Raw genomic sequence first — 18,082 nt, 5'->3', positions numbered from 1 at the left:
AATACCTTCGTCGGTATAAACGGCACCTGCTCACCCAACGGCCCCACAGAAGTCATGTCGACGATCGCAAGTCGGCTTTGGGACTTCGAAAAACAGACCTACCGCATTCCCCCGCCGGGCTATGAATACGTCAGCGGCGCGTGCGCACCTCCGCCATGAGAATCACCGCTCGATCGGCGCGCGGGGAAACAGAAAGGCAAGAACCGATCCAATCGGTCTCCAGCACGAACATGAACAAGCCCCGACCCTGGGGCCGGAGCTTGTGTAGTTCCGGTGCGCCGCGCCCGGAGGAATGGACCGGCCGTAAAGCCGGCGTTCCCGGTCAGTTGTTCTGAATGACGATGCGCGGGAACTTGGCCGCGTAATCCTTCGCCTGCAGCGACAGCTTGGCCGCGGTCTTGCGGGCGATCTCGCGATAGATCTCGCTAATGCGGCTGTCCGGGTCCGCGACGACGCTGGGCTTGCCGGAGTCGGTCTCCTCGCGGATGTGGATGTCCAGCGGCAGGGCGCCAAGGAGCTGGATGCCGTACTGCTCGGCCATGGCCTTGCCGCCGCCCTCACCGAAGATGTGCTCCTCGTGGCCGCACTTGGAGCAGATGTGGATGGACATGTTCTCCACCACGCCGAGCACCGGCACCTCCACCTTTTGGAACATCTTGAGGCCCTTGCGGGCGTCCAGCAGCGCGATGTCCTGGGGCGTGGTGACGATGACGGCACCGGACACGGGCACCTTCTGCGCCAGGGTGAGCTGGGTGTCGCCGGTACCGGGCGGCAGGTCGATGACCAGGTAGTCGAGCTCCGACCAGTTGGTGTCGTTGAGGAGTTGCTCCAGCGCCTGGGTGACCATGGGGCCGCGCCAGATCATCGGCGTCTCCTCGTCGATGAGGAAGCCGATGGACATGGCCTGGAGGTGGTAGCTGTTCATGGGCTCCAGGCTGTTGCCGTCCTTGGACTCGGGCTTGCCGGTGATGCCAAGCATGCGTGGCTGCGACGGGCCGTAGATGTCCGCGTCCAGGATGCCCACCGTGGCGCCCTCGGCGGACAGGGCCAGCGCCAGGTTGACGGCGGTGGTGGACTTGCCGACGCCGCCCTTGCCGGAAGCGACGGCAATGATGTTCTTGACGTTGTCGATGGGCTTCAGGGCCTTCTGCACGGAGTGGGACTTGATCTCCCAGTCCACGCTCACGTCCGCGGCGGAGACGCCGTCCACGCCCTCCACCTGCTGCTTGACGGCCTCGGCGATGGCGGCCGCGGCGCCCTTGGCCGGGAAGCCCAGGGTCACCTGGACCTTGACCTGGTCACCCTCGATGTCGATGGACTTGATGGACTTGGTGCTGACGAGATCCCGGCCGAGATGGGGTTCGACATAGGCTTTGATGGCGGCCTCGACGGCCTCTTGGGTGGGTGCGGACATGGGTAACTCCGTTGTCTGTGGGACCGCCCGACGCCGGAACGGTCGGCCGGGCGGGTCGGTTGCATCTTGTCGGCCACCCGCGCGGGGGGGCACAGGTGCGTATATGGTGCGCGCTGAACTGGTATCAGCGAATGCTAATTCAAGGTAGGACGGCCTCGCCCCGGGGCAGCGAGCCTTCGCTGTCGGCTCAGTACCCGGGCTCGTGCGCGGCGACGACTCGATTGCGCCCCGCGTCCCTGGCACACGTCCCGCTCAACGCCGGCGCCGCGCGCCAAGACAGGGACGGCCCACACTGCCCGCAGCGCTGCCTGCCGCTCCGGGCGGCCACCTGGATCGACTGCGCCAGGCGGTGATGCAGATCCAGGTCCCGCTGCGCTCCAGCGATCGACTGTACAATCTGCGCCTGCACATCCGATGTCTGCAACGGAAACCGGCAAGCGACGGCAGCGACGCTGCGACCCTATGATCAAGCTCCGCACCTACATCTACATCGACTCCCTGCAACCTCAACTGGCCGAGTACATGGCCACGGTCTCGCAGGGCTTTCTGCCAATTCCCGGCGACGCCTGCCTCTGGGTGGAGGTCTCGCCCGGCATGGCCATCCACCGACTCACCGACATCGCGCTGAAGGCGACGCGGGTGCACCTGGCCCAGCAGGTGGTCGAGCGCGCCTTCGGCTCCATGGTGATCCACCAGCGCGACCAGAGCGACGTGCTGGAGGCGGGCCGCATCCTGCTGGACAACCTCGGCGCCCGGCAGAACGACCGGCAAAAGTGCCGCGTCGCCTGGAAGGAGATCATCCGCGCCATGACGCCGGACCACACGGTGCTCATCAACCGCCAGAACCGGCGCGGCTCGATGATCCTGCCGGGGCAGAGCATGTTCATCCTGGAAACCGAGCCCGCCGGCTACATCGTCTACGCGGCCAACCAGGCGGAGAAGGCGGCAAACATCACCATCATCGACGTGCGCGCCGTCGGCGCCTTCGGCCGGCTCACCCTGTCCGGCACCGAGGCGGACGTCGACGAGGCCGGCGCCGCCGCGGTGGCGGCCGTGGAGAGTCTGTCCGGACAGGACCGGCCGGTCGTCGCACACCATTAACGAGCGCACCGCCACCCAGGAGAAGCGGGGCAACACATGATCGCCGGTGCATCCCGAATCGTTACGGCAGCGACCGCGGCCTTCGCGCTGACGCTGATTCTTCCGGCCCATTCGGCGGCGCCGCCGCGGGACGCAGTCATCTCGATCGACGGCCAGAACTATCACCTGGAGATTTCGGGGCATGCCGGACCGGCAGTGGTCTTCGAAGCGGGTCTCGGCAACGACCTATCGACCTGGGATCTCGTCGCGGAGCCCATCGCGAAATTCGCGCGGGTCGTGCGTTACGAGCGTCCCGGCTTGGGGAAGAGCCTGCCGATGCTGAGCCACGACCCCGTAACGGCGGGACAGGTCGCCGGCAATCTGCGCAAGCTGCTGAATGCGGCCAAGATCCGCCCGCCCTACATCCTCGTCGGTCATTCGCTCGGCGGTCTCTAAGTCCAGCTGTTCGCGAAGAAATTTCCGAGTGAGGTGTCGGGCGTGGTGCTGCTCGACGCCGCCAGCCCCGATGCGCCTGATGAACTAAAGACCCGCGCCCGGCTCGCGCCCGGCTCCGCGGCATTCCTAGAAGAGCGAGGCATCCCGCAAAGCAACGCGGAGGTCAAAGCCGCCGGACCCTTCCCCGATATTCCGGTGGCAGTGATCGCGGCGACGGATCACGGCCCCTATTTCAGGCAATGAGAGCCCACGCTGATGCGCCTGCAAGAGCAGCTAGCGACGCTGTCGCCGAAAGCGCACCTGATCATTGCCGAGGGCAGTGGACATGACGTGCAGATCGATCGGCCGAAATTGGTCGTCGACGCCGTGGCGCAAATGGTATCAGGCACAGACAAGGCTCCGACTCGTGCACGTGCCCATGGTTCGCAGAAGAAGGACCGCGATCAATAGGGCCACCACCCCTCGTGAACCAACGCCGCGTGGGCCACCTGTGCGCCCCAAGCCAAGCCATTATGCGCTTCGGCCGAATTCCCACTGCCAATGGCTACAGAGGATTCCGGATCGAATTGGTTCAGCAGGCGTCGCAGAGCTCGATCTCGGTGGCGATGGGCAGGTCCTTGCGCTGCGCCCACTCCATCATGGAGCCGTCGTAGAGCTTCGCGTCGTGATTGCCGAGCACGGCGTAGCTCGCGAACCAGGTGAGCGCCGCACGACTGCCGCTGTGGCAGAAGTGTACCTGCGTGCCCTCGGGATCGATGCCGCGCGCCGTAAACAGCTCCCGCAGCGCGCCGGGGCTGCGCATGCGCCCCGAGCCGTCCGCGGTGACCCAATCGTAGGGCAGGTTCCTGGCACCGGGGATGGTGCCCGGACGCTCGTCGTTGTCGCCGGTATAGATGCCGACGAACTCGCCCTCGCTGCGGGCGTCCACCGGCTGCGCGCCCGCCGCGATGAGCGTCTGCACGCCCGCGGCGTCCGGCACCATGTCCGGCCTGAGCTTGGCCTTAAAGAGCGTGGGCGCGCGCCGCTCGGTGCCCTGCACCAGGCGCCTGCCGGCCTTGGCATAGCCCACCAGACCGCCGTCCAGCACGCTCACCGCGTCGTGGCCAAGCACCTTGAAGGTCCAGTACACACGCGCGGCCGATGCGAGGTCGCCGGCACCCTGGCCGGTGGCGGCGATGACCACGTGATCGTCGTCGCCGATGCCGGCCGCGCCGAGCATGGCGGCCAGCCGCGCCGGCGGTGGCAGCATGGACTCCAGCACCGACGGATCCTTGTTGCCCTTGGGCGCGTGCGTGCGCCAGACGGCGTAGGGCAGGTTCACCGAGCCCGGGATATGGAAGCTCTCGAAGGCCTTCGGTGCCTGAAGATCCACCACCACGACATCCTTGCGGTGGGTCTCGAGCCAGGCCACGTCCACCAGCGCCGGCACTTCGCCCGTGGCCGCCACGACCGGCACCGCGGCATCGGCGGCAAGCGGCGCCGCGAGCACCAGCGCGGCGAGCAGAATCCAGGGTCTGATCATGAACTAACTCCCGGCCGCAAAGGGCCAATAGATCATGGTTATCGTCGCGTGGTGGCCGCCTTCGCGGCGATCGCGGCGGGGACGCCGCTGGCCCATCACCCATCGCGGCGCCGACGCCGCCCCCACCGGCACGCGCGGCTGCGCCGTGGGAGCGCCGTCTTCGGCGCGATGTATCCTCGCGAGGCTGATCGCGGCGGGGACGCCGCTCCCACGGGTAAAGGCATTACGCGGCAGCGCCGGCGCGTACGACGGCATTGTTGGGCGCCGGCGGGCAGGATCAGCCCTTGCCGCCGTCCTTGTCCGCGGCACCCAGGCCGGCGGCGAAGAGCTTCTGCATCATCTCCATGCCTTTGATGCTGCTGGCGAGGTAGGGCTGGAAGAGCTGCAAAGGATCGTAGCCCTCCGCGCCCTCGCGCATGCGGGTGCGGATGTCGTCCAGCAGCTGCTGCTGGAAGGCGTCCACGTCCGGCAAGCCCATCAGCTTGCGCAGCTCTTGCGGGGTGATATCGAGGTCGACGTGGATCTTCATGGTGTTTCCTGACGCCTGTGGTACGCCCATCCGCGCTGGTGGGCACTCAGTGACGGCTGGCCCGCGGCGGCAGTTCCTGCGGCAGCGGTTCCTCCACCGCCAGCCCGCGGTGCACGCGGCGGCCGAGCAGCACGCAGGCGCGCTCGAAGGTGCGCTCGGCTTCGCGCAAGTGCCAGTTCCAATCCAGGGGCGCCGCGTTGTTGCGCACGGAGAAGTGCCCGGTGGTGATCACCCGGCCGATCCGCACTTCCACCGCCCAGTCGTGCCAGACGGCGTCCGGCTCCTCCTCGTCGGCGAATTCCTGCTCCACCAGACGCACGGCGGCGCTGCCGGTGTCGTCCATCACCACGAGCTCGGAGAGCACCATGGACTCCTCCACGCAGCTCTCCCAACCCGTGTGCACGCCCGAGGCATTGGCCATCAGCGCGTGCACCAGCAGCGCCGGGGTGATGCGCAGGCTGAGCGGCATGTCCCAGTCGGGATCGGCGGTTTCGGAGAAGGCAGCGGGGTTGTTCTCGGTCATGAGGCAGTGGATCGGGCAAACGATACAGGCGTGGAGAGTGGCGTCGTTTCGAGGTGCGGCCGGCTCCGGCGGCCGGGATAGGTGCGTCAGGGACGCCGCCGTGCGAATGGGCCCAGACACGGCCAACTGAAACGCGCGTGCGGCTTTGGCCCTTGGCCCTTGGCCCTTGGCCCTTGGCCCTTGGCCCTTAGCTTAAACCCCAAGCTACGCCGCTGTCGCCCGACTTGTCCGAACCGTCCCGAGAGTTTGGCACCGTGCCGGCGGCTTTCGCGTAAAGTGCCGCGCTTGCTGCGCCGGCCCCACTCGGCCGACCGAGAACATCAGGTGCGACCAACGCAGGAGCAACAAACATGAAGGTAGCGGTCTTTTCGGACGTGCAGGCGGTAGTGCCGGCGCTCGAGGCGGTCATCGAGCACATCGACGCCTGGCGCCCGGAGCTGGTGATCATGGCCGGCGACCTGGTGAACCGCGGCCCGGACAGCGGCGGTTGCCTCACGCTGTTCGACGCGATGCGCCGCTCCCACGGCTGGCTGCCTGTCAACGGCAACCACGAGGCCTGGGTGCTGCGCTGCGGCGACACCGCGCCCAAGTCCGATGGCGATCGGGACCTCCGCCGCTTCACCGACTGGGCATGGCGCCAGGTGGCCGCGCAGGCCGACCGGCTGCGTGGCTGGCCGGACCACCTTTGTTTGCATCCGCCGGGCGCCGACGCCTGGCTGCATGTGACCCATGGCACCATGGCCGGTAACCGCGACGGCATCACGCCCGGCACCCCGGACGAGTCGCTGCAAGGCAAGCTGCCGGAAGGGGTCGCGTTGTTCGTCTCCGGCCACACCCATCGCACCCATCAGCGCCACACCCAGGGGATGGACGTGGTGAACGTCGGCTCCGTGGGCTCGCCCTTCGACGGCGACGTGCGCGGCAGCTACGGGCGCTTCACCTGGCGCGGCGGGCGCTGGCACACCGAGCTGGTGCGCTTCCCTTACGATCGCGAGCGCGCGGCACGGGACTTCGAAAACTCCGGCTTCCTCGACGAGGGCGGGGCGTTGGCGCGGCTGGTGTACCTGGAATGGCAGCGCGCGGAGCTCCTGATGTCCGGCTGGCGGTGCCGCTACGAGCAGGCAGTGCTGCGCGGCGAGGTGTCGCTGGAGGCGTCGGTGACGCGCTATTTGCGCGACTGCGCCTAGCGCTTCGCTGCGGAAATTTCGAGACTGGGCTCCCTCGTGGTCGCGGTCGTAATCGAATATCCGGACGGTTGCGATCACGATTACGACCACGACCACGACCACGACCACGAAAGCAGAGTTGGGAGAAACGCCGCACTGGCGCAACCGCGCCGAAACGCGACGAACCACTGGTTACCGGTACACAATGGAAATCGGGATCGGGATCGGGATACCGACCAAGATGGCAATCGATGACGCTCCCCGTCCCGATTTCGATCCCGACACGTCTGTCGCCATTGGTCGCACGAAGCTTGGCGCAAGCGCACTGACCCTGCCGGTCAGTTCCACCCCACCACGTCGTAGCCCCGCTCGCTCAGGCAGCGATCAACGTAGCGCTTGAAGGTGTCGCTCGGCTCGCTCGCGCGTGTCGCCCCGCGGATCAGCCCCACCGCGGCGCCGGCGGCCGCACCCGCCGCGGTGCGGTTGCCGATGTCGCTGTAGCCGCGCACTGCACCATAGACGCCGGTGGCGGCACCGCCCATGGCGGCGCCGACGGCCGTGTCCTTGGCCATCTCGCGGCCATTACCGCCGCCAGCGCCCGCCTGCCGGGCCAGGCGGCGGCACTCGTCGATGTCGGCCTGTGCCACGTGACCGCCGCCGTAGACGACGGGCTTTGACGCACAGCCGGCGAGCGCTCCGCCGCCGAGCACGAGCCCGGCGCAAACGAGCCCGACAGCCGCCGCGCGGGACTGCCCGGGAAAGGCGCGATGGACCATGGCGAAGAACTCCATATTGCAGAGAAATGACCGATGAATCGCCCGGCGCATTCGACGACAGGCATAGGAGAACCCGCAAGCATACCCAATACGAAAAAACGGCGGTCGGGCCTTTGCAGGGAGTCGCTTCCCGGATGCCCCTATTGCGTCCGAGAACGGGATGCGTTGTCATCAAACCCCATCGGAAACGAGCCTAAATTGCCCCAAACTTCACTCCTTCGGGGGCGGCGACAACAAAGCTCCATCCATCGGCTGGCCGGGCACTACCCGGCGGGAGTCAAGACCATGGCACAGGTACAGACTCAGCACACCCAGGCATCTCCGGCGCAGCGCGCAGACACCCTACCACCGGGCCGCACCGAACGCCCCTCCGCGGCGCAGCGTTTCGTCGAGGGCCTGCTCGAGCCCGCCGACATCCGCATCAATGGCAACCGCCCCTGGGACATCCAGGTGCACGACACCAGCGTCTACCAGCGGGCGGTGCGCGACGGCTCGCTTGGCTTCGGCGAGGCCTACATGGCCGGCGCCTGGGACAGCGAACAACTGGACGAGACCATCGCGAAGGCGCTCGGCTGCGACCTGGACGACGCCCTGAACCATGAGGCCAAGTTGCACTACGCCTTCCATTGGCTCAAGGAACGCGTCATCAACCGCCAGTCCCGCGCCCGCGCCTTCACCGTCGGCGAGCGCCACTACGACATCGGCAACGATGTCTACGAGGCCATGCTCGACCCCACCATGAGCTATAGCTGCGGCTATTGGGCGGAGGCCGACTCGCTGGAGGCCGCGCAACTCGCCAAGCTCGACCTCATCTGCCGCAAGCTGGAGTTGGCGCCCGGACAACGGCTGCTGGACATCGGCTGCGGCTGGGGGGGCCTCGCCGCCTATGCCGCCGAGCACCACGGCGTCGAGGTGGTGGGCGTCACCGTCTCGCGCAACCAGGTATCGCTGGCCAAGGAGCGCTGCCGAGACCTGCCCGTGGACATCCGGCTCATGGACTATCGCGACCTGCCCAACGCAGTGGGCGGCAGCTTCGACCGCATCGTCTCCGTCGGCATGTTCGAGCACGTCGGCGTGCGCAACTACCCTGCTTACTTCGACGTCGCACGGCAGATGCTCACCGACGACGGGCTTTTCCTGTTGCATACCATCGGCAACACCCGCACTGCCGCCATTACGGATGCCTGGACCGACACCTACATCTTCCCGAACGGAAAGATCCCCTCCGCGCAGGAGATTGCCCGCCACCTGGAGGGCCGGTTCATCATGGAGGACTGGCACAATTTCGGACCGTACTATGACCCAACCCTGATGGCCTGGTGGCAGCGCTTTGACGCGGCCTGGCCGGAGCTACGCGCCAACTACGACGATGTTTTCTACCGCATGTGGAAATACTACCTGCACGCGTCGGCGGGCTTCTTCCGCTCGCGGCAGGGGCAGCTCTGGCAGATCGTCCTGGCCAAGCGCACGCGCTCGGGCGTTTATCGCTCCGTGCGCTGACCACATCCCGACAGTCCCCTGCCGCACCGCGCCCGCCCTGGCGGGCCGGTCAGAGGAGCCGTGCCCGGGCAACCGGCACCCATATGAGTCGCACGAGGCCGCCCGGTGAGCGGACCGCAGCCCGACAGCCTGCACCGTTTTCTGTTCGAGCGCCTGGGCGTGCGCGGCGAGCTGGTGTGCCTGGATGCGGCCTACCAGGCGGTGCTCTCGCGCCATTCCTACCCTGGCCCCGTACAACGCCCATTGGGCGAAGCGCTGGCCTGCGCGCTGCTGCTCACCGCCACGCTCAAGTTCGAGGGCAAGCTGACCCTGCAAGCCCAGGGCAGCGGCCCCATCCGCACCCTGGTGGTGCAGGGCACGCACGAGGGCACGGTGCGCGGCCTCGCCCGCTGGCACGGCGAGGTGCCGCACGGTGACCTGCAACGGCAATTCGGCGCCGGCCACCTGGCGCTGACGCTGGAGCCCAGCCGCGGCGAGCGCTACCAGGGCATCGTGCCGCTGGAGGGCTCGGGGCTGGGCGCCGCCATCGAGACCTACTTCGGCCACTCCGAGCAGTTGCCCACCCGGCTCTGGCTGGCGGTGGACGGCGCCCGGGCCGTGGGACTGATGCTGCAGCGCCTGCCCGGCAGCGTCGAGGATGCCGACGGCTGGAACCGCACCGTCACGCTCGCCGACACCGTGCGGGACCACGAGTTGCTGACCCTGCCGGTGCAGAACCTGCTGCGGCGGCTGTTCCACGAGGAGGACGTGCGACTGTTCGAGCCGGACCCGGTGGCCTTCCGCTGCGGCTGCTCGCGCGGTCGCATCGCCGAGACCCTGCGGGCGCTCGGCCAGCCCGAGATCGACGCCATCATCGCGGAGCAGGGCGACGTGGCCGTGACCTGCGAGTTCTGCAACCGCGACTACCGCTTCGACGCCGTGGACGCCACGGCGCTGTTCAGCGACGCCGTGGTGCCTGCCGGCACACAGGATTCGACCCACTGACCGCACCCGAACGGCCGGCCTCACATCGCCGCCGGAGCCATCGGTCTGCAGGACACGCCACCATTAGCCGCGGCGGCGCGACGCGCGGTATGCTGTGCCGCGCCTGGGCTGCCAGCCCGGTTCCCCACGAATTCGCCCGCCGGCCGCGATGCCCCCGAGCCTCCCGGCAAGCCCCCAGGATGCGCACCATGCCCGAAACCTCGCCTCACGTCCTCGTCCTGTACTACAGCCGCTTCGGTGCCACCGCAGAGATGGCCCGGCAGGTGGCCCGCGGCGTCGAGGAGGCCGGCCTGGAGGCGCGGCTGCGCACGGTGCCGGCGGTGTCCACCGTCTGCGAGGCAGTCGAGGACAGCATCCCGGACAGCGGCGCGCCGTACGCGGAGCTCGACGACCTGCGCGACTGCGCGGCGCTCGCGCTCGGCAGCCCTACCCGCTTCGGCAACATGGCCGCGGCGATGAAGTACTTCCTGGACGGCACCTCGCCGCTCTGGCTGAGCGGCGCCCTCGCCGGCAAGCCCGCCGGCGTGTTCACGTCCACGTCCAGCCTGCACGGTGGGCAGGAGACGACGCTCACCTCCATGATGCTGCCGCTGCTGCACCACGGCATGCTGGTGCTGGGCCTGCCCTACAGCGAGACTGACCTGCTGCACACCGATGCCGGCGGCACGCCCTACGGTCCGTCGCACTTGGCCGGCATCGACAACGACAAGCCGGTGACCGACATCGAGAAGCGCTTGTGCCGCGCGCTCGGGCGGCGCCTCGCCGAGACTGCCGCGACCCTCAACCGCTGAGTCGTCGCCCAGACCTGCTGTACCCAAACTGCTGCACCGATTTGCTGCACCGACTCGCCGCCCTGACCTGCTGCACCGACGCGCCCCACACATGCCCCGACAGCTCGCACAGGACATCGAGGCACCGCCCGCTGCAACAGACGCGGCAGCCGCCGTGCACCCCGGCGCCGCCCAACTCCCGCTGCCGCTGCGCCCACCCGGTGCCGGCGACTTCGACAGCTTCGTCGCCGACGGCAACACAGAGGTGATCGCCATACTGCGCCACTGGGCCAACGACGCCGCGGGCGGCAACGTGCTCCTGCACGGCGAGCCCGGCAGCGGCAAGAGCCACCTGCTGCACGCGGCCTGCCGCGCGGCGCAAGAGACCGGCGCCGCGGTGGGCTTCGTCGCGCTGGACATCGGCACGCTGCCGCCGGCAGTGCTGGACGGCCTGGAGGCGCGCGACGCCGTGGTCATCGACGCGGTGCAGGCCGTCGCTGGGGAACCCGCGTGGGAGCTGGCGCTCTTCAACCTCTACAACGCCCTGCAGCTCAGCGGTGGCCGCCTCTTGCTCGCCGCGCGCGCGCCCGCGGCGCGGCTCGGTCTCGGCCTGCCGGATCTGACCTCGCGGCTCTGCGCCTGCGCCACCTACGCGGTGCACCCGCTGGACGACTCGGGTCATGAGCGCCTGCTGCGCAACGCCGCGGCCGCGCGCGGCATGCGGCTCGACGATGCGACCCTCGCCTACATCCTCAAGTACAGCCAGCGTGATACCGTGGCGCTGTTATCGCTGCTGGAGGCGCTCGACCGCACCTCACTGGCCCGGCGCCGCGCGCCGAACCGCCGCTTGGTGGGAGAGCTGTTGGAACGGCGCCGCGGACAGCGCGGAAGCAAGGCCGACGACGCGGCGCCCTGACACCCACCGGCGTCGACGCCGGCCTGTCCCAAGGGCTCGCGCTGCGCGACAATGGCGGTGGCCGGCCGCCCCCGACGGCACCCCGGCCGGCCAGCGGTCCTACCGCTGACCCAACCGAACAGACCCAACCGAACACCGCCCGAGGCACAGGACCGCACCCATGGTGCTGATGATCGACAACTACGACTCCTTCACCTACAACCTGGTGCAATACCTCGGTGAGCTCGGCGCCGAGGTGCGCGTGCTGCGCAACGACGAGACGAGCGTCGAGGACGCCCTGGCGCTCGCGCCCGAGCGCATCGTCATCTCGCCTGGGCCTTGCACGCCGGATGAGGCCGGCATCTCGGTGGCGCTGATCCGCGCCGCGGCGGGCCGCGTGCCGGTGCTCGGCGTCTGTCTGGGGCATCAGTCCATCGGCCGCGCCTTCGGCGGCGAGATCATCCGGGCGCGCGCGGTGATGCACGGCAAGACCTCGCCCATCCACCACGCCGGCGAGGGCGTCTTCGCCGGCCTCGAGACACCCTTCGAGGCCACCCGTTACCATTCGCTGGTGATCGACGCCGAGCGGCTGCCGCCGGCGCTCGAAGTCACCGCCTGGACCTGCAACGACGACGGCAGCCGCGACGAGATCATGGGCGTGCGCCACCGCGAATTGCCGGTACAGGGCGTTCAGTTCCACCCGGAGTCGATTCTGACCCGGCACGGACACGAGCTGTTAAAGAACTTTCTCACCGATCAAGTCTGAACGAACGGCCCAGTTCCTCGGTCCTAGGCGCTCGTCCCTGCTGCAACAGTGCCGAGGACCAAGCGCCAAGCGCCTCCGCCAGCGACACAACCCCGATGACCACCGGAATCGATATCAAACAAGCCCTAGCCCGCGTCATCGACGGGCACGACCTCAGTAGCGCCGACATGACAGCGTGCATGCGCACCATCATGACCGGCGGCGCGACACCGGCGCAGATCGCAGGCTTCCTGGTGGCGCTCCGGCTCAAGGGCGAGGCGGTGCCGGAGATCGCCGCCGCCGCGGCGGTGATGCGCGAGCTGGCCACCGGTGTCGACATCGGCGACCTGCCCCACGCCATCGACATCGTCGGCACCGGCGGCGATGCGGCCGGCACCTTCAACGTCTCAACTGCCAGCACCTTCGTCGCCGCGGCCGCCGGCTGCCACGTGGCCAAGCACGGCAACCGCTCGGTCTCGTCGAAATCCGGCAGCGCGGACCTGCTCGAGGCCGCCGGGGTCAAGCTCGACTTGACGCCGGAACAAGTGGCCCGCTGCGTACATGAGGTCGGTGTCGGCTTCATGTTCGCGCCGGCCCATCACGGCGCCATGAAGCACGCCATCGGCCCGCGCCGGGAGCTCGGCGTGCGCACGGTCTTCAACGTGCTCGGGCCGCTCACCAACCCGGCCGGCGTGCGGCGACAGGTGTTGGGCGTCTTCGCCGCAGGGCTGCTGGAGCCGCTCGCCGAGGTGCTGAAGAACCTCGGCTCCGAGCACGTGCTGGTGGTCCACGCGGAGGATGGGCTGGACGAGATCAGCATCGCCGCGCCGACCAACGTCGCCGAGCTCAAGGACGGCACCATCCGCCGCCATCGGATCACCCCCGCGGACTTCGGCCTGGCGCAGGCACCGCTGGACGCCATCCGCGTGGACGGCCCGGCGCAAAGCCTGCAACTGGTGCGCGCCGCGCTGTCCGGCGAGCCAGGCCCGGCGCTGGACATCGTGCTGCTGAACGCCGGTGCGGCCATCTACGTCGCGGGCGTCGCCGACAGCCTCGGCAGCGGCATCGACGCCGCGCGCATGGCCATCGCGAGCGGCGCGGCGCTGGGCCGGCTGGAGCGGCTCGCGGCGCTTTCCGCCGAGCTCTGCGGCCCGGCATGAACGCGACGGCGCGCCGTTGCAATGGCTGCACCGCCTGCTGCGACGGCTGGGTGCGCATCCTGGTGCAAGGCTTCGAGGCCAGGCCCGGCCAGCCCTGCCCACACAGCACGGGCTCCGGATGCGACGACTACGCCAACCGCCCGGCCGATCCTTGCGTCAACTTCAACTGCGGTTGGGTCGTGCCTCAGAGCCCATTACCGGATTGGATGAAGCCGGACAAGGCCAAAGTGCTGGTACTTTTCAACAAAACGAACTGGCAAGGCGTGCCGGTGGACCTCGCCCTGCCGGTGGGCCGCCGAATACCGGGGCGCTGTCTGGATTGGCTCAAAGCATTTGCGCAGCGCCAGCGCCGGCTCTTGCTGTATGCCGAGCAGGTCAAGGAGCAAGGCCGCTTCAGCGGCGAGCAATTAATCTACGCATTCGGCCCGCCCGCCTTTCGCGCCGCCATTGCCGAGCAGCAACAGCGCGGCGCCGCCCTTTGGTGAGCCGCGCCACGGCCTTGATCGCTAGTCCGTACCCACTGTGGGAGCGTTGTCCTCGGCGCGATGGGCAGCGCGTCGCGGCGAGGACGCCGCTCCCACGGCAGGAAGCCGCTGGCCGGAGTTATGATCAAGGCCCGCGCCACGGCCTGCCCCCTATTGCCCCTGGAGCACCATGGACACCCCGGACATCCTCAAGCGCATCACCGCCCGCAAGGCGGAAGAGGTCGCCGAGCGCAAGCGCCGGCAGCCGCTCGCAGAGCTGACCACCGCGGTCGAGCAGGCCGGCCCCGGCCGGGGCTTCGCCGACGCGCTCGCGGGCCGGATCGCGGCCGGCCGCGCCGCCGTCATCGCCGAGATCAAGCGCGCGAGCCCGAGCAAGGGTCTCCTGCGCGCCGACTTCCGCCCGGCGGACATCGCCGTCTCCTACGAGCGCGGCGGGGCGGCCTGTCTGTCGGTGCTGACCGACCGGGACTTCTTCCAGGGCGACGACGAGTACCTGATGAGCGCGCGCGCCGCCTGCGCCCTGCCGGTCATCCGCAAGGACTTCGTCATCGACGCTTACCAGATCCATGAGGCGCGGGCCATCGGCGCCGACTGCATCCTGCTCATCGCCGCCTGCCTGGACGACGCCGAGCTGGCCGAGTTCACCGCCACCGCCCACGCGCTGGGCCTGGACGTGCTGCTGGAGGTGCACGACGCCGCGGAACTGGAGCGGGCGCTCGCGGTGCCGGTGCGGCTGGTGGGCATCAACAACCGCAACCTGCGCACCTTCGAGGTCAGCCTCGACACGACGCTCGAACTGCTGGCGTGGGTACCGGACGACCGGCTCCTGGTCACCGAGAGCGGCATCCACACCCGCGCCGATGTGGCCCTGATGCGCGAGCACGGCGTGCACGCCTTCCTGGTGGGAGAATCCTTCATGCGCGCCGCGGACCCGGGCGCGAAGCTGGCCGAGTTGTTTCAGGAGCCAGGAACCAGGAGCAAGGCGCTGTAGGTCGGGCCGACGCAGGAGGCCCGACAAGCAAGCGGTTAGGGCACGTGCGGTGTCGGGCTTCGTTCCTCAGCCCGACCTACGGAGCTAGCCCCTAGCCCATCATTTCGCCCCTCATTCACCGCGTTCCGTAGACGACGATCGTCTTGCCCTTGACGCTGATCTGCTCCTGCTCCTCCAGGGCCTTCAGCACCCGCCCGGCCATCTCCCGCGAGCAGCCCACCATCCGCCCCAGATCCTGGCGGGTGATGCGGATCTGCATGCCGTCGGGGTGGGTCATGGCATCGGGCTGCTTGCACAGATCCAACAGCGCGCCGGCGATGCGGCCGGTGACGTCGACGAAGGCCAGGTCACCCACCTTGCGACTGGTGCGCTGCAAGCGCAACGACAACTGCCGGCCGATGGCGTAGAGGATCGGCAGCGCCTGCTCGCTCAGCTCGCGCTCGAGCACCTGCTCCAGTCGCCGGTAGCTGATCTCGGCGACCCGGCACTTGGTGCGGGTGCGCACGACGACGCTGCGCGTCTTCTGCGGCAGGAACAGGCCCATCTCGCCGATGAACTCGCCGGCGTTGATGTGCGCCAGGGTCAGCTCGCGGTGGTCCTCATCCTCGATGAGCGCGGCCACGGACCCCTCCACCAGGTAGTACAGGGTCTCGGCCGGCTCACCGGCGTGGATGAAGTCCACCCGCTTGTCGTATTGCTTGGTGTGGCAGTAGCTCAGGAACGGCTCCAGCCACTCGGGTTGGGCGGGGGGGACGAATCTTTCCATCTGGCGTCGATCGCTGGTTTCGGTGTGATGGCGCGGCGCCATCCTTGCTTGCGCCGCTTCCGTGGTAGCCTGTCGCCGAGCGCTTTCCCCGGCATCGACCACCTACGGACGCAGTCATGCAAGCCAGTACAAGATACGCGAAAAATCCCCATGCCGCAGCGAGGCAAAGCATCCGACATTTAAATAAGGAAATCACTCATCAGGGAAAGCGCCGATGAAGGCGCGCGTCAAGTGGCTGGAAGGCATGGCCATGGTGGGCGAGTCCGGCAGTGGCCATGCCGTGGTCATGGACGGTCCGCCGGACCTCGGCGGTCGCAACCTGGGCGTGCGGCCCATGGAGATGCTGCTCCTGGGGCTTGGCGGCTGCACCCAATTCGACGTGCTGCTGATCCTGCGCCGCGGCCGCGCCCGGGTGACCGACTGCGTCGTGGAGCTGAGTGCCGAGCGCGCCGAGACCGACCCCAAGGTGTTTACACGCATTCACGTGCACTTCATCGTCACCGGCCATGACCTGCAGCCGAAGCAGGTGCAGCGTGCGATTGCGTTGAGCGCAGAGAAATACTGCTCCGCATCTATCATGCTCGGCGCCGTCGCGGAGGTGACCCACGACTTCGAAATCCGCGATGGCTGAGCGTGCGGCCTTCGACGCCCTGGCCCGGGAATTCTTCTCGGTCTGGTTCCGCTATCGGCCAGAGGCGGCGCTGGCGGCCGCGGTGGGCGACTATGGCAGCCTGCCGGCACCACAATCGGACGACGACCACGCGGCGCTCGGCAGTTGGCTGGAGACGCTCGTAGTCGCGCTGGAGGAGCTGAATCACGACGCGCTGGACCCGGCCCGACGCCTCGACGCGGAACTGCTGTTCGCCCTGGCCGTGGTGGAGCACCGCGAGCTGCTGGAACGCGACTGGCGCCACCGCGACCCGCTGCGCTATCTGCCGCTCACCGAGATCCATCGCCTCACGCTGCTGTGCCCGCTATCTTTGCGCGGCGACCTGTTGGGCCTGCTGACGGCAATCCCTGCACACCTGCGCCTGGCCATGACGCAGCTTACCCCTATGGCGGAGCTGATCCCGCCACCGCTGGTGGCGGCCGCCGTCGAGGCCGCGGAGGTGGGCCCCGGCTACCTGCGCGCGCTCGCCCGCTCGCGCTGGCTGCGCACCCAATGCCACGGCAGCGGGCAGATAGAGGATGCCGCGGAGGCTGCCGCCACCGCGCTGCGCCAGTACGCGTCGGGTCTGCGCAGCGTCATCGCGCCGCGGGCGGCGGGCGCCTGTGGCTGCGGTGCCGAGCACCTGCGGTTCCTGTTGCGCCGGCGGCATCAGCTGACGCTGGCCCCGGCCGACTGTGCCCCGCTGCTTGAGCGGCTCGCGCGTCAGCTCAACGCCACCGCCGGCGCCGAACAAGCACTCCCCGGCACCGCGCCGACGTCCGGCGATGGCATCGGCGCAGAGTGTGCGCGGCAGGAGGCGCTGCTGCGCGCGGCCGAGCTCTTCACCCTGCCCGTCGCGCCGCTGCGCGTCGCGGGCGGCCCGGCCTGTCCGCGGCTCGGCGCCGCCACCGACCAGGCCATGCGACCGCTCGACGCGCGCGAGCTCGGCCTCGATTATGTGCCGGACCTGACGCGAGGTCGCGGCATCCTGTATATCGCCGACGGCACCACTGCCGCCGCTGCGCGAGGCCCCCTGTCACAGCCTGGGCGCTGCCTCGAGCTCGGCTGGGGCGGGCTACACACGCTGACCTTCGCCGGCGGCATGGCGGCACGCTCCCTGCCGCGGTTGCTGGCGGGCGGCACCTCGCTCACCCAAGGCTGGCCGTTGTCTCTGGCGGCCTACGTCTGGCCGGAACAGCCAGAGCTGGTGGAGGCGGTGCGTCGAACCGCCGTCGCGCACGCCCGGCTGGACCTGGATCTGCATCTCGGGCGCGTCGGCCTCGCCGATGCACGCGCCCGCGCCGCCGCGCTGGGCAATGCGGACCAAGTGCTCGCGGCGCTCATCCGCAACCCGGGCGACGCCCTGGCTGCCGTGCTCGGCTGGCAGCTCATCGACGCGGGGCGGCGGCAGCTCACGGCCGGCGACAGTGGACCCGTGGCACTGCGCAAGCTCCACGACGGGCTGCTGGGACAAGGCCCTGTCCCCGCCAGCGTGGCCCTGGCCGGGATGCTCGGCGATGCTGCCGTCAGCGCCCTGCTGAACAATCTCATCACCTCGGCAGACGCCACGGTCTGAAACTCGCCGAGACCGGCTCGGCCGGCGCCGCCGGCACTCCCACAAAACGCCTTGAAAACGCCTCGGAGCAAGCGTAGCTTGCGCGCCTTTCCGCG

Annotated in this window: 21 protein-coding genes; 15 read left to right on the top strand and 6 right to left on the bottom strand. The window is 68.9% G+C overall.

Annotated features, from left to right (window positions below; translation table 11 throughout):
• Positions 1–322: 322 nt before the first annotated feature.
• Positions 323–1,414, bottom strand: a complete 1,092-nt coding sequence (apbC, locus tag LJE69_RS13785; RefSeq protein ID WP_296925984.1) for an iron-sulfur cluster carrier protein ApbC — start codon at positions 1,412–1,414, stop codon at positions 323–325.
• Positions 1,415–1,876: 462 nt separating this feature from the next.
• On the opposite strand from apbC, the gene LJE69_RS13780 reads away from it, so the two are divergent.
• The 4 genes from LJE69_RS13780 to LJE69_RS13765 are packed head-to-tail and all read left to right on the top strand — an operon-like array spanning position 1,877 to position 3,400.
• A complete protein-coding gene (locus tag LJE69_RS13780) occupies positions 1,877–2,515 on the top strand; it encodes a BMC domain-containing protein (RefSeq protein ID WP_296925982.1) in 639 nt (212 codons plus the stop codon).
• 36 nt (positions 2,516–2,551) lie between these two features.
• Positions 2,552–2,950 carry an alpha/beta hydrolase gene (locus LJE69_RS13775; RefSeq protein WP_296925980.1) on the top strand — a complete coding sequence of 133 codons (399 nt, stop codon included), beginning with the start codon at positions 2,552–2,554 and terminating at the stop codon, positions 2,948–2,950.
• A gap of 42 nt (positions 2,951–2,992) precedes the next feature.
• Complete coding sequence (locus LJE69_RS13770) at positions 2,993–3,193, top strand: hypothetical protein (protein WP_296925979.1); 201 nt, start codon at positions 2,993–2,995, stop codon at positions 3,191–3,193.
• 12 nt (positions 3,194–3,205) lie between these two features.
• The gene (locus LJE69_RS13765; protein ID WP_296925977.1) at positions 3,206–3,400 is read left to right on the top strand and encodes a hypothetical protein; all 195 of its coding nucleotides are present in this window, start codon (positions 3,206–3,208) and stop codon (positions 3,398–3,400) included.
• A 121-nt stretch (positions 3,401–3,521) separates the two neighbouring features.
• Here the strand turns inward: LJE69_RS13765 and LJE69_RS13760 are convergent, their stop codons facing one another.
• From LJE69_RS13760 to LJE69_RS13750, 3 genes are all read right to left on the bottom strand, one after another.
• Complete coding sequence (locus LJE69_RS13760) at positions 3,522–4,472, bottom strand: sulfurtransferase (RefSeq protein ID WP_296925975.1); 951 nt, start codon at positions 4,470–4,472, stop codon at positions 3,522–3,524.
• A 277-nt stretch (positions 4,473–4,749) separates the two neighbouring features.
• Positions 4,750–5,001 carry a DUF6489 family protein gene (locus LJE69_RS13755; RefSeq protein ID WP_296925973.1) on the bottom strand — a complete coding sequence of 84 codons (252 nt, stop codon included), beginning with the start codon at positions 4,999–5,001 and terminating at the stop codon, positions 4,750–4,752.
• A 46-nt stretch (positions 5,002–5,047) separates the two neighbouring features.
• Positions 5,048–5,524 (bottom strand): hypothetical protein, encoded by a 477-nt coding sequence (locus LJE69_RS13750; RefSeq protein WP_296925971.1) that lies wholly within the window; start codon positions 5,522–5,524, stop codon positions 5,048–5,050.
• Between the two features lie 350 nt (positions 5,525–5,874).
• Between LJE69_RS13750 and LJE69_RS13745 the strand changes: the two genes are divergently transcribed.
• Positions 5,875–6,711 carry a metallophosphoesterase gene (locus tag LJE69_RS13745; protein ID WP_296925969.1) on the top strand — a complete coding sequence of 279 codons (837 nt, stop codon included), beginning with the start codon at positions 5,875–5,877 and terminating at the stop codon, positions 6,709–6,711.
• Between the two features lie 317 nt (positions 6,712–7,028).
• Here the strand turns inward: LJE69_RS13745 and LJE69_RS13740 are convergent, their stop codons facing one another.
• On the bottom strand, positions 7,029–7,466 hold the full coding sequence (locus tag LJE69_RS13740) for a hypothetical protein (RefSeq protein ID WP_296925967.1): 438 nt from the start codon (positions 7,464–7,466) through the stop codon (positions 7,029–7,031).
• 285 nt (positions 7,467–7,751) lie between these two features.
• Here LJE69_RS13740 and cfa point away from each other — a divergent pair, with 285 nt between their 5' ends.
• The 8 genes from cfa (at position 7,752) to trpC (ending at position 14,996) form a co-directional block, all read left to right on the top strand.
• Complete coding sequence (gene cfa / locus LJE69_RS13735) at positions 7,752–8,966, top strand: cyclopropane fatty acyl phospholipid synthase (protein WP_296925965.1); 1,215 nt, start codon at positions 7,752–7,754, stop codon at positions 8,964–8,966.
• Positions 8,967–9,071: 105 nt separating this feature from the next.
• Positions 9,072–9,950 carry an Hsp33 family molecular chaperone HslO gene (hslO, locus tag LJE69_RS13730; protein WP_296925963.1) on the top strand — a complete coding sequence of 293 codons (879 nt, stop codon included), beginning with the start codon at positions 9,072–9,074 and terminating at the stop codon, positions 9,948–9,950.
• Between the two features lie 188 nt (positions 9,951–10,138).
• Complete coding sequence (gene wrbA / locus LJE69_RS13725; RefSeq protein ID WP_296925961.1) at positions 10,139–10,741, top strand: NAD(P)H:quinone oxidoreductase; 603 nt, start codon at positions 10,139–10,141, stop codon at positions 10,739–10,741.
• 91 nt (positions 10,742–10,832) lie between these two features.
• Positions 10,833–11,636, top strand: a complete 804-nt coding sequence (gene hda / locus LJE69_RS13720; protein WP_296925959.1) for a DnaA regulatory inactivator Hda — start codon at positions 10,833–10,835, stop codon at positions 11,634–11,636.
• A gap of 160 nt (positions 11,637–11,796) precedes the next feature.
• Entirely contained in the window at positions 11,797–12,381 is a 585-nt protein-coding gene (locus LJE69_RS13715; protein WP_296925957.1) for an aminodeoxychorismate/anthranilate synthase component II, read from the top strand.
• Positions 12,382–12,488: 107 nt separating this feature from the next.
• Positions 12,489–13,520, top strand: a complete 1,032-nt coding sequence (gene trpD, locus LJE69_RS13710) for an anthranilate phosphoribosyltransferase (protein WP_296926029.1) — start codon at positions 12,489–12,491, stop codon at positions 13,518–13,520.
• Positions 13,517–14,005 carry a hypothetical protein gene (locus LJE69_RS13705; protein WP_296925955.1) on the top strand — a complete coding sequence of 163 codons (489 nt, stop codon included), beginning with the start codon at positions 13,517–13,519 and terminating at the stop codon, positions 14,003–14,005. The genes trpD and LJE69_RS13705 overlap by 4 nt, the downstream gene beginning before the upstream one ends.
• A 169-nt stretch (positions 14,006–14,174) precedes the next feature.
• Positions 14,175–14,996, top strand: coding sequence for an indole-3-glycerol phosphate synthase TrpC (trpC, locus tag LJE69_RS13700; RefSeq protein ID WP_296925953.1), 822 nt, complete (start codon positions 14,175–14,177; stop codon positions 14,994–14,996).
• Between the two features lie 115 nt (positions 14,997–15,111).
• Here trpC and crp read toward each other — a convergent pair whose 3' ends face one another.
• A complete protein-coding gene (crp, locus tag LJE69_RS13695) occupies positions 15,112–15,762 on the bottom strand; it encodes a cAMP-activated global transcriptional regulator CRP (RefSeq protein ID WP_296925951.1) in 651 nt (216 codons plus the stop codon).
• A gap of 214 nt (positions 15,763–15,976) precedes the next feature.
• Between crp and LJE69_RS13690 the strand changes: the two genes are divergently transcribed.
• Together LJE69_RS13690 and LJE69_RS13685 are read left to right on the top strand one after the other, a co-directional pair.
• Positions 15,977–16,393, top strand: a complete 417-nt coding sequence (locus LJE69_RS13690) for an OsmC family protein (protein ID WP_296925949.1) — start codon at positions 15,977–15,979, stop codon at positions 16,391–16,393.
• On the top strand, positions 16,386–17,987 hold the full coding sequence (locus tag LJE69_RS13685) for a hypothetical protein (RefSeq protein WP_296925948.1): 1,602 nt from the start codon (positions 16,386–16,388) through the stop codon (positions 17,985–17,987). Before LJE69_RS13690 ends, LJE69_RS13685 begins: the two co-directional genes overlap by 8 nt.
• The last annotated feature ends 95 nt before the right edge of the window (positions 17,988–18,082 follow it).

The organism is Thiohalocapsa sp., from assembly GCF_022340605.1.
In the GTDB taxonomy this organism is placed as follows: Bacteria; Pseudomonadota; Gammaproteobacteria; order Chromatiales; family Chromatiaceae; genus Thiohalocapsa.
Note: the sequence above shows the minus strand (reverse complement) of the source record. Positions and strands in the feature narration are given on the sequence as shown.

Bases quoted from the DNA above. Each gene is read 5' to 3' on its own strand.
- apbC (WP_296925984.1), bottom strand. From the start codon at position 1,414: ATGTCCGCACCCACCCAAGAGGCCGTCGAGGCCGCCATCAAAGCCTAT.
- LJE69_RS13780 (WP_296925982.1), top strand. From the start codon at position 1,877: ATGATCAAGCTCCGCACCTACATCTACATCGACTCCCTGCAACCTCAA.
- LJE69_RS13775 (WP_296925980.1), top strand. From the start codon at position 2,552: ATGATCGCCGGTGCATCCCGAATCGTTACGGCAGCGACCGCGGCCTTC.
- LJE69_RS13765 (WP_296925977.1), top strand. From the start codon at position 3,206: ATGCGCCTGCAAGAGCAGCTAGCGACGCTGTCGCCGAAAGCGCACCTG.
- LJE69_RS13760 (WP_296925975.1), bottom strand. From the start codon at position 4,472: ATGATCAGACCCTGGATTCTGCTCGCCGCGCTGGTGCTCGCGGCGCCG.
- LJE69_RS13755 (WP_296925973.1), bottom strand. From the start codon at position 5,001: ATGAAGATCCACGTCGACCTCGATATCACCCCGCAAGAGCTGCGCAAG.
- LJE69_RS13750 (WP_296925971.1), bottom strand. From the start codon at position 5,524: ATGACCGAGAACAACCCCGCTGCCTTCTCCGAAACCGCCGATCCCGAC.
- LJE69_RS13745 (WP_296925969.1), top strand. From the start codon at position 5,875: ATGAAGGTAGCGGTCTTTTCGGACGTGCAGGCGGTAGTGCCGGCGCTC.
- LJE69_RS13740 (WP_296925967.1), bottom strand. From the start codon at position 7,466: ATGGTCCATCGCGCCTTTCCCGGGCAGTCCCGCGCGGCGGCTGTCGGG.
- cfa (WP_296925965.1), top strand. From the start codon at position 7,752: ATGGCACAGGTACAGACTCAGCACACCCAGGCATCTCCGGCGCAGCGC.
- wrbA (WP_296925961.1), top strand. From the start codon at position 10,139: ATGCCCGAAACCTCGCCTCACGTCCTCGTCCTGTACTACAGCCGCTTC.
- hda (WP_296925959.1), top strand. From the start codon at position 10,833: ATGCCCCGACAGCTCGCACAGGACATCGAGGCACCGCCCGCTGCAACA.
- LJE69_RS13715 (WP_296925957.1), top strand. From the start codon at position 11,797: ATGGTGCTGATGATCGACAACTACGACTCCTTCACCTACAACCTGGTG.
- LJE69_RS13705 (WP_296925955.1), top strand. From the start codon at position 13,517: ATGAACGCGACGGCGCGCCGTTGCAATGGCTGCACCGCCTGCTGCGAC.
- trpC (WP_296925953.1), top strand. From the start codon at position 14,175: ATGGACACCCCGGACATCCTCAAGCGCATCACCGCCCGCAAGGCGGAA.
- crp (WP_296925951.1), bottom strand. From the start codon at position 15,762: ATGGAAAGATTCGTCCCCCCCGCCCAACCCGAGTGGCTGGAGCCGTTC.
- LJE69_RS13690 (WP_296925949.1), top strand. From the start codon at position 15,977: ATGAAGGCGCGCGTCAAGTGGCTGGAAGGCATGGCCATGGTGGGCGAG.
- LJE69_RS13685 (WP_296925948.1), top strand. From the start codon at position 16,386: ATGGCTGAGCGTGCGGCCTTCGACGCCCTGGCCCGGGAATTCTTCTCG.